This is a genomic window from Microbacterium testaceum (genome assembly GCF_003075375.1).
GTDB lineage: Bacteria > Actinomycetota > Actinomycetes > Actinomycetales > Microbacteriaceae > Microbacterium > Microbacterium testaceum_E.
In genome coordinates this window covers 40,128-53,254 of sequence record NZ_QDFT01000005.1, presented here as the reverse complement: position 1 = coordinate 53,254, position 13,127 = coordinate 40,128, and the positions used below count along the sequence as shown (strand labels likewise).

Below are 13,127 nucleotides of genomic sequence, written 5' to 3'. Positions count from 1 at the left end.
GACGGATCCCCGTGACTCACGCGGGTGAGTGCGCCCTGCGCGGAGCCGATACCCGCGCGCGCCCGGAAGAATGGATGCCATGACCGATCTCAACGACCAGTGGTTCGCCCGCGCCAAGGACGTCATCCCGGGCGGCGTCAACTCGCCCGTCCGCGCGTACGGCTCCGTGGGTGGCACGCCGCGCTTCGTCCAGTCGGCCTCGGGACCTCGGATCACGGATGCCGCGGGCCGCGAGTACGTCGACCTGGTCGCCTCGTGGGGACCGGCACTTCTTGGCCACGCGCACCCCGAGGTGGTCGGGGCGGTGCAGTCGGCGGCATCCCGGGGTCTGTCCTTCGGTGCTCCCACGGGGGCAGAGGTGGAGCTGGCCGACCTCGTCGCGCAGCGCGTGCAGGTGGGCGATCTGAAGCCGATCGAGAAGGTGCGCCTGGTGTCGACCGGCACCGAGGCGACGATGACGGCGATCCGCCTCGCCCGCGGGGTGACCGGTCGCGACCTGCTCATCAAGTTCGCGGGGCACTACCACGGCCACTCCGACGGCCTGCTGGCCGCCGCCGGCTCGGGCGTCGCGACACTCGCGCTGCCCGGTTCGGCGGGCGTTCCGGCGCCGATCGCCGCGCAGACGCTCGTGCTGCCGTACAACGACCTCGACGCGGTGCGCGAGGTGTTCGCCGTGCACGGCGAGAACATCGCCGCGATCATCGTCGAGGCCGCCTCGGCGAACATGGGCGTGGTGCCGCCGCTGCCCGGCTTCAACGCCGCGCTCGCCGACATCGCGCACGCCAACGGGTCGCTGCTGATCATGGACGAGGTGCTCACCGGGTTCCGCGTGCACCCCGCCGGGTTCTGGGGCCTGCAGGCCTCGCGGGGCGAGCGGTACCTGCCCGACATCCTCACGTACGGCAAGGTCATCGGCGGAGGGATGCCGCTCGCGGCCCTCGCCGGCCGCGCCGAGATCATGGACCACCTCGCGCCGCTGGGCCCGGTGTACCAGGCGGGCACGCTGTCGGGGAACCCGCTCTCGGTCGCCGCGGGCCTCGCGACGCTGCGCCTGGCGACGCCCGAGGTCTACGCGGCGGTCGACGCCGCGGCCGCTCAGGTGTCGGAGGCGCTGGACGCTGCGCTCACCGCGGAGGGCGTGGTCCACGCCGTGCCGCGCGCGGGATCGCTGTTCGGCGTCGCCTTCTTGCCCGAGGTGCCCCGCGACTACGCCACGGCCCTCACGCAGCAGTCGTACCGGTACGCCCCGTTCTTCCACGCGATGCTGGATGCCGGTGTCTCGCTGCCGCCGAGCGTGTTCGAAGCCTGGTTCCTCACCGCCGCCCACGACGGCGTCGCCCTCGACCGCGTGCTCGAGGCGCTGCCGGTCGCGGCGAAGGCGGCCGCGGAGGCGCTGGATCCGACGTTGCTGGCTCAGTAGCGGGGATAATGCTCGCGGAGGATATGTTTCGTCCTTCGCGATGATGCGCGGGGCAGGTGCGGCCGGAAGGCTGGAGTCATGCTGCCCGCACGCCCCGCGCCGTCCACCTTCTCGCCGCTGTTCTCGAGACTCGTGGCGTGCTGGCCGATGTCGATGGTACCTCGGCGCCGTCGCGCGACGTGGCAGCCGTGCCCGCGTGGTCAGGTCTGAGATCAGCGCCACGTCCAGCTGAGGAGAGCGGAGAGAGCCCGGATGCCGGCTTCGCCCACGTCATCGCGCTCTGCAACGAGCGCGCGGACGGTGCGGTCAGCCCACGCGGCCAGGTCTGTCGCGTCGTCGCCGGGGGTGACGGCATCCATCCGGTCGATCAGGCCCTCGACGTGGGTGCGAAGGGCTCGATCGGGGACGGCCTCGGGATGCCGGCCGGGGATGGCGGAGTCGTCGGCCCAGATGTAGGCGGTGAGGGCGGTGTCGAGGGTCATGGTGCGTCCTTCCCTGAGCTCACCGAGCCAACCCACCGCTCGTTCGGCGTTGTGCTCTGCGGTGGCGCGCGCCGTCCACCTCGCTCAGGAGGTACTCGAGTTCTCTGCGGCGCGGTCGTCGAGGAAGAAGAGTGGTTCGACGAATCTACCCGGGGTGGTGACCGGTGCCGGCTCGAGGGCTTGCGCCGACCTCACTACGTCGTTCACCAGAGTAATCAGGTCGTTGAGAGTCGGCGGGAGGTCGCTGGTCGGATCGGCCCGTTGCATCCACCGTCACCGCCACCTCACGTCGCGGCGCCGTCGCCGTCGCCCGCACCGCATCGATGTCCGCCTGCACCTGCTGCGCCTGCGCGGCACGCACCTGCGCCTCAGCGACCTGCTGCTCGATACGGGCGATCGCCGCCTCGGCTTCACGAGAGGAGAAGAGATCTGTCACTCGGGTGATGGCAGTCGCGCTCCCCTCCGTCGGAGGGAAGATGTGAACATTCTCACGTCCCTCCACAGGGTGAAAGACTGAACCAATGCGTCCTCCTCAGCCCCGTGTCGTGGTTCTCGCCGGTGGAGTCGGGGGGTCGAAGTTCACTCTCGGCGTTCGCGCCGCGCTGCGCCGGCTCGGCGCGCCCGAGGCGACCGTCGTCGTCAACACCGGCGACGACCTGTGGCTCTCCGGGGTTCGTCTGCAACCCGACGTCGACTCGATCACCTACGCCCTCGCCGGGGTGAACGACACCGAGCGCGGGTGGGGCCGCGCGGGCGACACCGAACGCGTCAACGAGGAACTTCAGGCGTGGGGCGCCGGCTGGCCGTGGTTCACGCTCGGCGACCTCGACCTGGGCACCCACCTCGCCCGCACCGGCTGGCTGCGCGAGGGGCTGACGCCGACCCACGTGATCGCCCGCATGGGGGAGCGGTGGGGGCTCGGCATCCATCTGCTGCCGATGACCGACAGCGAGGTCGACACGCACGTGCTGCTGGAGGACGGTCGGCGGATGCACTTCCAGGAGTGGTGGACGCGCCATCGCGCGCAGCTGACTCCCCGGGCGTTCGAGAACCCGGGAATCACGGATGCCGAGCCGGCGCCCGGTGTGCAGGAGGCCATCGCCTCGGCCGACGTCGTGCTGCTCGCCCCCTCGAATCCGGTCGTGTCGATCGGCCCGATCCTGGCGGTGCCGGGCGTGCGCGAAGCGCTGCGGGCGACGGCGGCCCGGGTGGTGGGCGTCTCGCCGATCATCGGCGGCCGCGTGGTGCGCGGCATGGCGGACGTGTGTCTGACGGCGATCGGCGTGGATACCTCGGCCGCGGCCGTGGCGCGGCACTACGGCGCGCGATCGGCGGACGGGGTGCTCGACGCGTGGCTGCTCGCCGAGGAGGACGCGGACGCGGCGGCCGAGGTCGAGGCGGCGGGGGTGCGCGCCGTGGTGGCGCCGCTGTGGATGCGCGACGAAGAGACGTCCGCGGCGATCGCCGAGGCGGCGCTGCGGGCGTAGGCGCCGGGACACGCTGCGGGGCGCCGCGCGCGGGGGCGTCGTGTGCGGGCGCTCGGCGTCACCGGCTCGGACTTTCGCGCGGAACTCGGATGTTGCGCGCGAGAATGTCCGAGTTTCGCGCGTTTCTCCGAGCTCGGTGGTGGGGTGTGGGGTGCGCCCGCGCCGGAGCGCCGGAGCGCCGGAGCGTCGGCCGGCGCGGGGGGCGCGGTCCCGGGCTGGCGGTCGTCGGCTCGGACTTTCGCGCGAAACTCGGATGTTGCGCGCGAGAATGTCCGAGTTTCGCGCGTTTCTCCGAGCTCGGTGGCGTCGGCGGATGCCCGGGCTTTCGGCGAGGCCCGCGCAAAGGTCGGCAGTCGACCACCGCCAGCGGCCGGGGCCGCGGCAACGCCACCCGCCGCCACCCGCGCGAAGGCGCGGCAAGCCCCCGCCGCCGCGACGCGTCAGGCGGCGGCCGAGGCCAGCACCGCGGACGTGTGCCGCCCGACCCCCAGGGCCACGGCCTCCGACAGCTGTGCGGCGGTGTCGACGTCGCGGTGCAGCGTCGAGCCGCGCTCGACCGCGAGGTCGGTGCAGCCGAGCAGGCGGTGGCGCGCGGCGGAGTCCTCGCCGAAGGCCGAGACCCAGACGGCTCCCGCGCGGGCGGTGATGAAGGTGGAGCCGGTGCCCTCGGCATCCGGAACCAGACCCCGTTCGACGGATGCCGCGAGCGCGAGCGCGGCGTCGAGATCGGCGGGACGGAGGGCCGGGACATCGCCCAGCAGCGCGGCGCGCGGCACACCGAGACCCGCGGCGTCGGCGCCCAGGGCGATCGCGGCGTCGAGTCCGCGGGTGTCGCCCTCGGGGACGACGTCGACGGAGCGCACGCGCCGGAGCTCGGCGCGGACCCCGGCGTCGTCGGTGACGACGATCACCCGGGTCACACGGTCGGCGGCCGCCGCGGCGGTGATCGTGTCGAGCGCGATCGCGCGGGCGAGCGCCTCGCGGTCGGTGCCCACGTCGATCAGGCGCGACTTGCCGACGGCGGCGGGTTTGACCGGGACGATGATCGTCCAGCCGGAGGTGTCAGGGGTTCTCATCGTCTCCATTGTGCGTCGAACCGCCGACATCAGCGGATGGGGGTGGCGCGGCGCCGGACGGTGTGCATGTCGGCGCCGCGCCCCGCGTCAGCCGAAGCGCTTGCGCAGGCGCGGCAGGATCTCTTCGCCGTACATGTGCAGGAACTCGCGCTGGTCGTGGCCGGGGTCGTGGAACACCAGGTGCCGGAACCCCAGGTCGACGTAGCGCGCGATGCGTTCGACGTGCTCGTCGGGATCGGTCGACACGATGAAGCGGGATGCCGCGCGCTCGATCGGCAGCTCGTTCGCGAGCCGCTGCATCTCGATGGGGTCGTGCACGCTCATCTTCTCTTCGGCCGTGAGGGCGAGCGGGGCCCAGAAGCGCGTCTTCTCGAGGGCGGTGTCGTGGTCGGGGTGGTACGAGACCTTGACCTCCATGAGCGTGTCGACGTCGTCGCGCGTGCGCCCGGCCTTGGAGAGTCCGTCGTCGAGGGCGGGCAGCAGCTTGTCGGTGTAGAGCTCGGGGTCCTTGCCGCTCGTGGTGATGTAGCCCTCGGCGATGCGGCCGGCCAGGCGCGTGGCGGCCGGCCCCGAGGCGCCGATGTAGATCGGCACCTTCTGCGCGGGGCGGTCGTAGATGGTGGCATCCTTCACCGAGTAGTACGTGCCCTCGTAGGTGACGCGCTCGTCGGCCCACAGCTCGTTGATGATGGTGATGGCCTCTTTGAGGCGCTGGAAGCGCTCGGGCGGCTCGGGCCAGTCCAGCCCGAGGGTGACCTCGTTGAGCGCCTCGCCCGTCCCGACGCCCAGGACGACGCGGCCGGGGTACATCACGCCGAGGGTGGCGAACACCTGCGCGATGACACCGGGGTGGTAGCGGAACGTGGGGGTGAGCACGCTCGTGCCGATGATGACGCGCGAGGTGCGGGCGCCGAGGGCACCCAGCCACGGCAGGGCGTTGGGGGCGTGCCCGCCGTCGTGCATCCACGGCTGCAGGTGGTCGGAGAGGAAGACCGAATCGAAGCCGACCTCTTCGGCGAGCACGCCGAACTCCAGCAGCTCGTTCGGCCCGAACTGCTCGCTCGAGGCCTTGTAGCCGAAACGCAGGGGAACGCTCATCTCTCTCCTCCAACCTCACAGCCGCGCACGGGGGTGTGCGCGGGTTCGAACTCGGCTCCGTCGGCGCCGGTCAGTCGCTCGCGGAACGCCTGGACGGTGCCCGGCCACAGCAGCGTGAGCCGCCCCGAGCGCGCGTCGACGTACCAGTTGCGGCATCCCCCGGTCAGCCAGGGGGTGGATGCCGCGGCCGCGGCGATCTCTTCGGTGTACGCCGCCTCGGCTTCGGGCCGCACGCGCAGCACGCGCGAGGGCCGCCGGTCGCGTTCGGCGAGCGTGCGCACGACGTAGGCCGCCTGCTCCTCGGCCATGAGGACGGCGGAATTGTGGCCGAGGCTGGCGTTGGGGCCGTTCAGGACGAACAGGTTGGGGAAGCCCGCGACCACGGTCGAGCCGAACGACGTCATGCCCCGCGACCAGTGCGCGGCGAGGGTGTCGCTCTCGCCGTGGACGAGATCGGCGTAGGGCTGCTCGGCCGCGGCGAAGCCGGTGGCGAGCACGAGGACGTCGGCCCGATGGCGGGCGCCGCTCGCGGCGGTGAGGGTCGAGCCCTCGACGGTGGTGAGGGCCGTGGGCTCGAGCGACACCGCGTCCGAGGCGACGGCGGGATAGAACGCGTCCGACAGCAGGACGCGCTTGCATCCGAACGCGTAGTCGGGGGTGAGCGCCCGGCGCAGCGCCGGGTCGGCGACCTGCGCGTGCAGGTGCCGCAGCGCGGCGTCGCGGGCGGCGGCGGATGCCACGGCATCCCCCGAACGCGAGGCGAAGCGCTGCTCTCCCTCGGCGTACAGGTCGGCGCGCAGGCGCGCCAGCTCTCCCGGGTGCGCGGCGAGGCGTTCGCGCTCGGCCGGCGCGATGGCGCCGCCGCCGCGCGGGACGATCCACGCGGGCGTCCGCTGGAAGAGGGTGACGTGGGCGGCCCGGCGGGCGAGCTCGGGGACGAGCTGCACGGCGCTCGCCCCGGTGCCGACGACGGCGACCCGCTTTCCGGTGAGGTCGACGTCGTGGTCCCAACGTGCGGAGTGGAACAACGGCCCGTCGAAGGACTCGAGCCCCGAGATCGCGGGGACGTGCGGTTCGGTGAGGCGGCCGCACGCGAGGACCAGCGAGCGGGCGACGACCGGCTCGGCGCCGGTGTCGATGCGCCAGACGGAGTCGTCGGCATCCCACCGCGCTCCGAGGAGGGGCGTGCGCAGGCGCAGACGGTCGCCGAGGCCTTCGCGGGCCGCGACGTCGCGCAGGTACCCCTGGATCTCGCTCCCCGAGGCGAAGGTGCGCGACCAGTCGGGGTTCGGGTGCGCCGCGAGACTGTAGAGGTGCGCCGGCACGTCGCACGCGACGCCGGGGTAGGTGTTGTCGCGCCACGTGCCGCCGACGTCGCCGGCGCGCTCGAGGACGAGGATGTCGTCGCGTCCCGCTCGGCGCAGAGCGCCGGCCATCGCCAGCCCCGCGAAGCCCGCGCCGACGACGACCACGTCGACGATGCGCGCGGTCATCGGGATCCCCGTGTCAGAGGCGTCGGTGCCACGCGGTAGTCCGTCGTGCGCAGACGGAACGGGCGCATCAGGCTGCGCGCGATGCGCTCGGCCGCGTCGACCGGGAGCTCCTGCCCGTGCTCGATGCCCGTGTCGGGTAGGACGCGGCCGTCGTAGAGCGTTCCGCCCAGGTCGTCTCCGCCCGCGCGCAGCAGCACCGCGGCGCTCTCGCGTCCGACCCGGGTCCAGGGGATCTGCACGTGCGGGATGCTGCCGGACAGCAGCAGCCGCGACACCGCGACCATCGCGCGATGCTCGTCGAGGGGAGCCCGCTCCGCGACCAGTGGCACGTCGCCGCCGGGCAGGGGGATCGGGACGAACTCGGCGAAACCGCCCGTGTCGTCCTGGATCGCCCGGAGGCGGCGCAGGTGCGCGATGCGCTCGGCGGCGGTCTCGACGTGACCGTAGAACAGCACCGACGTCGAGCGGAACCCGGCGCGGTGGGCGGCGGTGATGCCCTCGACCCAGCGATCGATCTGGAGGTCGCCGGGGGCGACGAGGGCGCGTACGCGCTCGCTGAGGATCTTGACGCCCGTGCCCGGCACCGTGTCGACGCCCGCGTCGCGCATCGCGGCGAGGGCTCCCTCGAGGCCGAGGCCGCCGCGGTCGGCCAGGTCGTGCACGTCGAGGGGGCGATACGCGTGGATGTGGATGCCGGGGGCCCCGCGCTTCACGGCCCGCACGAGGTCGAGATACGAGGCCGGGTCTTCGGCGGCGTCGAGCGCGCCCTGGATGCAGATCTCGGTCGCGCCGAGCTCGGCGGCATCCGCGGCGATGGCGGTGGCGTCGTCGAGATCGAACTCTCCGGGGGCGGCGCGACCGGCGCGTCGGAACCCGCTCGAGGTGAGGTTGCGGTTCTGCACCAGGGTGACGGGCTCGCCGACCGTGTACCGCCGGGCGTCGTCGGCGGCGGCGGCGAGGTCGTCGAGCTCGGCCCCGCTCGCGCGCAGGAGGCGCTCCCAGTCGGCGTCGTCGAGCGCCAGGGGGTCGGCGGCGGCGCTCTCGGCGAGGCGGCGGACGCCGGGGTCGCTCGCGCCGGGGGCGGCGCTCCGGCGCGCAGGCGCCGCGTGCGCCCCGGCGGGCGAGACGTCGGCCGCCAGGCCCTCGGCATCCGCCAGAGCCGTCAGGGGAGCGTGCAACGCCGGGTCGATCCAGCGCGCGGCCGCTGCCACGTACTCCGGGTGCGCGGTCAGGCGCTCGCGCAACGTGTAGCCGTGCGCGGACGTGTGGGCGGCGAGATCGTCGATCTGCGGCCACGGGCGCTCGGGATTGACGTGGTCGGCCGTGAGGGGCGACACCCCGCCCCAGTCGTCGATACCCGCCGCGACCAGCAGCCCGAGCTCGCGGGGGTCGGACAGGTTGGGCGGCACCTGGATGCGCATGTCGGGGCCGAACACCAGGCGCGCGACGGCGACCGCGGCGAGGTACTCGGTCATGTCGGCATCCGGCGCACCCTGCATGGCGGTGCGGGGCTTCGCGCGGAAGTTCTGCACGATCACCTCTTGCACGTGACCGTGCCGTTCGTCGATGTCGCGCAGGGCGACGAGCGACTCGGCGCGGTCGCGCACCGTCTCGCCGATGCCCACGAGGATCCCGGTGGTGAACGGGATGCCGGCCGCCCCGGCGTCGTCGATCACCCTCAGGCGCAGCGCGGGGTCTTTGTCGGGCGAACCGAAGTGCACCTGGCCGGGCTCTTCGTACAGGCGCCGCGACGTCGTCTCGAGCATCATGCCCATCGAGGGCGAGACGGGCCGGAGCGCGGCGAGTTCGTCGGGGTGCATCACGCCGGGGTTGGCGTGCACGAGCATGCCGGTCTCGGCGGTGATCAGCCGGGCGATGTGCGCGACGTAGTCGATGGTCGACGCGAATCCGTGCTCGTCGAGCCACGCGCGCGCCTCGGGCCAGCGCTCCTCGGGGCGGTCGCCCAGGGTCAGCAGGGCCTCTTTGCAGCCGAGGGCCTGGCCCTGTCGGACGACGGTGAGCACCTGTTCGGGGCTCATGTACGCGGGCTTGCGCAGCAGGGCGAGCTGGCCGGGGGTGTCGACGAAGACGCAGTAGTGGCAGCGATCGCGGCAGAGCGTCGTGAGCGGCACGAACACCTTGCGCGAGTAGGTGATGACGCCCGGGCGGCCCGCGAGCGCGAGGCCCTCGTCGCGCAAAGCCGACGCGGCGGGCAGGAGCACGTCGAGGGGCGCGCCCAGCAGGGCCTCGGTCTGGTCGACGTCGGGGCGGAGTCCCGCCCGGACGCGTGCGACCAGGTCGTGGATGTCGATGCCTCGGGCCGGTGCGACTCTCGGCGCAGCGCTGCCCGTGCTCATCGCTCCAGGCTATCCCTCGGCTCCGACATCGGGGCCGGGTTGCCCCGGGCCGAGGCGGGGAGCCGATCGTTGCCGTCCTGTGAGGTGCGGGGCGGATGGGGTGTCGCGGACGCTGGCAGGATGGAGGACATGGTGACCCTGCTGCTCGATTCGACGCAGCTCGAGGTCGTGCTCTCGCCGACCGAGCGTGCGCTGTCCTTCCGCAAGAGCAACATCGTCGTCCCCCGTGAGCACATCGACCGCGTGCAGCTGACGGACGACGCCTGGACGTGGATCCGCGGCGTGCCCAACCCCGGTATCAACCTGCCGGTCGTGGTCGGCGCCGGGACGTGGAAGTCCGCGGGCGGCGATGACTTCGTCATCATCCGCGGCCGCAAGCCCAGCGTCGTGATCGACCTGGCGGGCCACGACGAGTTCGAGCGTCTGGTGCTGACCACCAAGCACGGCGTCGCGCTGCTCAAGGCGCTGCGGCTGGACGTGGCATCCGAACCCGAGGACGTCGCCGACATCGTCGCCTGAGCGCGGCTGCGGGGGTCGGCCCCGGCCGGCCTGCGCCTCTCGAGTGTCCGGAACACCCGGACGTTTCTCGGCGCCGTCCGGGTGTTCTGGACACTCGAGCGTGCGCCGCGACCGGGTGTGCGGACGACGCGCTCAGCCCGCGAACTGCGCCACGGTGTCCCACGCGAGCTTGACGACCAGCAGCGACAGCGTGACGAGGAACACGATCCGCACGAAGCCGCTGCCGCGCCGCGTCGCCATGTGGGCGCCGATGAAGCCGCCGGTGATGTTGAGCACCGCCATCGCCAGGCCCAGCACGAGGATGACCTCGCCGTGCACCCCGTACACGATCAGCGCCGCGAGGTTCGTGGTGAGGTTGGCGATCTTGGCGTTGACGCTCGCCTGCAGGAAGCCGTACCCCAGCACGCCCACGATGAGGATCACGAAGAACGAGCCCGTTCCCGGACCCAGGATGCCGTCGTAGAACCCCACGAGCAGACCGATCGCCCCCGCCCGCCAGGCGACCGCGGCGGGGCGGTCGTGACGCGGTTCGTGGTGCAGGCCCATCTTGGGCTTGATCAGCGTGTAGACGCCGACGGCCACGACGGCGACCAGCACGATCGGGGTGAGCACCTCGCGCGGGACGAAGCGCGACAGCGCCGCCCCGACCGTGGACCCGCCGAACGCCCCGGCCACGAGGGGGATCAGCAGGATGAGCTGCACCCGGATCCTGCGGAGGTACACCCCGCTCGCCGAGAGCGTGCCGAAGAACGACGAGAGCTTGTTGGTGCCCAGGATGAACGGCGTCGCGACGTCCTTGGGGACGGCGATCACGAGCGCCGGCAGTTGGATGAGCCCGCCGCCGCCGACCACCGCGTCCACCCACCCGGCCACGCCGGCGGCCACGAGCAGCAGCAGGAGCGCCGACACCGACACGGGCAGCCACTCGGCGATCACCGGTCCATCGAGCACGGTTGATTCTCGCCGGTCGGCGCGGGCGGGCCAAATGCGGCTGCGCTTCGCCCCCGCGGGGCGTTCAGTCGATGTCGCGACGCCAGGTGGTGAACAGCCCGATCACGAGCAGCACCACCGCGTAGCCGAGCAGCACCAGACCGCCGGCCCACCACTCGAGGGTCCCTCCGCCGCCCGAGCCGATCGCACCGAAGATCGTCTGCCCCACGAGGGCGTCGCTCGCCGCACTCGGGAACCACGTGACGACGTCCGCGAACCCCTCGACGACGCCGCCGACCGTGCGCACGATCGGCTCGACGAAGAGCGTGACGGCGAGCACGATGACGATCGCGGCGACCTGATTGCGCACGACGGTGCCGACGCCGATGCCGACCAGCGCCCACAGCGCGTAGGCGAGCAGCATGCGACCCACGAGGGTCCACGTGTCGGGGGAGTCCAGGGCGGTGTCGATCCCGAAGAAGCCCAGGACCCCGGCCCCCGCGGCAATCGAGGCCGCCGAACCCAGGACGCCGTAGAGAAGGCCGATCAGGATGCCGACGACGAACTTGCCGACCAGGACGACGCCGCGACGGGGGGTGGCGAGGAACGTCGGCGTCAGGGTCTTGTGACGGAACTCCGTCGTGACCATGAGCGTGCCGATGAGCAGGGGGAAGACGTAGCCCACGGCGGTGGCCGAGCTGTACACGAGCTCGGGGATGCCGTCGGTGGCGGGGGCGGGTCCGCTGGCGCCGGTGAGACGACCGGATGCCACTCCGCCGAACACGAACGCCAGGACGCCGGCCGTGAAGGCGACGTACACCACGAGCACGATCCCCAGGACCCACCAGCCGGCGGTGGAGAACTGCTTGGTGTACTCGGACCGCGTGGCGGCGAGGAGCGTCATCGCGGAACCTCCGGGCTGGACTGTGCGGGGACGGAACCCGAGGCGGGGACGCCGGGGGAGGTGTCGTCGAGATCGCCCGCGGGACGGACGGCAGGCCCGTCGATCCGGTGCGCGGGAGGAACGATGTCGATGACGCCCGTCGAGGCGACCGCATAGGACTGCCGCGGCGCGTCGGGCGAGGGGGCAGCGGCTTCTGAGGCGGCGGGGCGGTTCCGGGCCGGGGTGACGACCGCGACCAGCGCTGTGGACGGCTGCGGCTCCTCGCTCAGCGCCGGCTCGGTGAGATCGGGTGCGCCCGCCGAGGACGGCGTCCGCAGGGCGGGTTCGGCCGAGAACGCGGGAGCGTGGTCGGGGTCGCCCGTCGACGCGGCGGCCGGGGTGGCGTCCGCGGCGGGGGACCCGGCATCCGGAACCGTCCCTCCCCCCGCGCTCGCGTGCACGCGCACGCCGCTGACCAGCTCGAGGAAGATGTCCTCGAGGCTCGCGCCCTTGCTCTGCAGGTGCGACAGGGCGATGCCGGACGCCGCGGCCAGGCCGCCGATCTCGACCGGCTCGTGGTGACGGATCGTGAAGCCGTTGCGCAGCAACTGGTAGTCGATGCCCCGCTCGTCGAGCACGCGGGACAGGGCGGCACGATCGGGGGAGTCGACGACGGTGGCGAATTCGTCGGGGTCGGCGAGGTCTTCGATGCCGCCCTGGAAGACCAGTCGGCCGCCCGAGATGATCAGCAGAGCGTCGACCGTCTGCTGCACCTCGGCGAGCAGGTGCGAGGAGATGAGGACGGTGCGTCCCTCTTCGGCCAGGTGGCGCAGCAGCGAGCGCATCCAGCGGATGCCCTCGGGATCGAGGCCGTTGGTCGGCTCGTCGAGCACGAGCACGCCGGGGTCGCCCAGAAGGGCGGTCGCCAGGCCCAGACGCTGCCGCATGCCGAGTGAGAAGCCTCCCACGCGGCGTCCGGCGACATCGGCGAGACCGACCAGGCCGAGCACCTCGTCGATGCGCGTCGTCGGGATGCGCGCCGCGCGCGCCGAGACCTTGAGATGGTTGGCGGCCGAACGCCCGGGGTGGAAGCTCGAGGCCTCGAGGGCCGCGCCCACCGTCTGCAGCGGCGACGTCAGGTCGGTGAAGCGGCGCCCGCCGATCGTCGCGGTACCCGAGGTGGGGCGGACGAGCCCGAGCAGCATGCGCAGCGACGTGGTCTTGCCCGCGCCGTTGGGGCCGAGGAAGCCGGTCACCCGACCGGGTTCGATGCGCGCCGTGAGGTCGTCGACCGCCGCCACCGCCCCGAAGCGCTTGGTGAGTCCGGCGAGCTCGATCACCTGTCCGTCGGGCATACGGCACCTTTCGTTGGGCGGGCGTTC

The 13,127-nt window shown here is 72.8% G+C and carries 11 protein-coding genes; 3 read left to right on the top strand and 8 right to left on the bottom strand.

Going from position 1 to position 13,127, the window contains the following annotated elements:
• Positions 1 to 79 precede the first annotated feature (79 nt).
• A complete protein-coding gene (hemL, locus tag DC432_RS03205) occupies positions 80 to 1,420 on the top strand; it encodes a glutamate-1-semialdehyde 2,1-aminomutase (protein ID WP_116536657.1) in 1,341 nt (446 codons plus the stop codon).
• A 212-nt stretch (positions 1,421 to 1,632) separates the two neighbouring features.
• Here the strand turns inward: hemL and DC432_RS03200 are convergent, their stop codons facing one another.
• Positions 1,633 to 1,902 carry a hypothetical protein gene (locus DC432_RS03200; protein ID WP_116536656.1) on the bottom strand — a complete coding sequence of 90 codons (270 nt, stop codon included), beginning with the start codon at positions 1,900 to 1,902 and terminating at the stop codon, positions 1,633 to 1,635.
• 521 nt (positions 1,903 to 2,423) lie between these two features.
• Here DC432_RS03200 and cofD point away from each other — a divergent pair.
• Positions 2,424 to 3,389, top strand: a complete 966-nt coding sequence (cofD, locus tag DC432_RS03195) for a 2-phospho-L-lactate transferase (protein WP_116536655.1) — start codon at positions 2,424 to 2,426, stop codon at positions 3,387 to 3,389.
• A gap of 440 nt (positions 3,390 to 3,829) precedes the next feature.
• Here the strand turns inward: cofD and cofC are convergent, their stop codons facing one another.
• The 4 genes from cofC to cofG form a co-directional block, all read right to left on the bottom strand.
• Positions 3,830 to 4,465 carry a 2-phospho-L-lactate guanylyltransferase gene (gene cofC, locus DC432_RS03190; protein WP_108318559.1) on the bottom strand — a complete coding sequence of 212 codons (636 nt, stop codon included), beginning with the start codon at positions 4,463 to 4,465 and terminating at the stop codon, positions 3,830 to 3,832.
• Between the two features lie 87 nt (positions 4,466 to 4,552).
• On the bottom strand, positions 4,553 to 5,563 hold the full coding sequence (gene fgd, locus DC432_RS03185; RefSeq protein ID WP_116536654.1) for a glucose-6-phosphate dehydrogenase (coenzyme-F420): 1,011 nt from the start codon (positions 5,561 to 5,563) through the stop codon (positions 4,553 to 4,555).
• The gene (locus tag DC432_RS03180) at positions 5,560 to 7,056 is read right to left on the bottom strand and encodes a flavin-containing monooxygenase (RefSeq protein WP_165801167.1); all 1,497 of its coding nucleotides are present in this window, start codon (positions 7,054 to 7,056) and stop codon (positions 5,560 to 5,562) included. The genes fgd and DC432_RS03180 overlap by 4 nt, the downstream gene beginning before the upstream one ends.
• Positions 7,053 to 9,413, bottom strand: a complete 2,361-nt coding sequence (gene cofG, locus DC432_RS03175; RefSeq protein WP_116536653.1) for a 7,8-didemethyl-8-hydroxy-5-deazariboflavin synthase CofG — start codon at positions 9,411 to 9,413, stop codon at positions 7,053 to 7,055. The genes DC432_RS03180 and cofG overlap by 4 nt, the downstream gene beginning before the upstream one ends.
• A gap of 120 nt (positions 9,414 to 9,533) precedes the next feature.
• Here cofG and DC432_RS03170 point away from each other — a divergent pair, with 120 nt between their 5' ends.
• Positions 9,534 to 9,932 carry a hypothetical protein gene (locus tag DC432_RS03170; RefSeq protein WP_243393007.1) on the top strand — a complete coding sequence of 133 codons (399 nt, stop codon included), beginning with the start codon at positions 9,534 to 9,536 and terminating at the stop codon, positions 9,930 to 9,932.
• 132 nt (positions 9,933 to 10,064) lie between these two features.
• Here DC432_RS03170 and DC432_RS03165 read toward each other — a convergent pair whose 3' ends face one another.
• The 3 genes from DC432_RS03165 to DC432_RS03155 all read right to left on the bottom strand — a co-directional run bounded on the left by DC432_RS03165 (position 10,065) and on the right by DC432_RS03155 (position 13,100).
• On the bottom strand, positions 10,065 to 10,883 hold the full coding sequence (locus DC432_RS03165; protein WP_116536652.1) for a sulfite exporter TauE/SafE family protein: 819 nt from the start codon (positions 10,881 to 10,883) through the stop codon (positions 10,065 to 10,067).
• Positions 10,884 to 10,947: 64 nt separating this feature from the next.
• Positions 10,948 to 11,766, bottom strand: coding sequence for an ABC transporter permease (locus DC432_RS03160; protein ID WP_116536651.1), 819 nt, complete (start codon positions 11,764 to 11,766; stop codon positions 10,948 to 10,950).
• Entirely contained in the window at positions 11,763 to 13,100 is a 1,338-nt protein-coding gene (locus DC432_RS03155) for an ABC transporter ATP-binding protein (RefSeq protein ID WP_116536650.1), read from the bottom strand. The genes DC432_RS03160 and DC432_RS03155 overlap by 4 nt, the downstream gene beginning before the upstream one ends.
• Positions 13,101 to 13,127 lie beyond the last annotated feature (27 nt).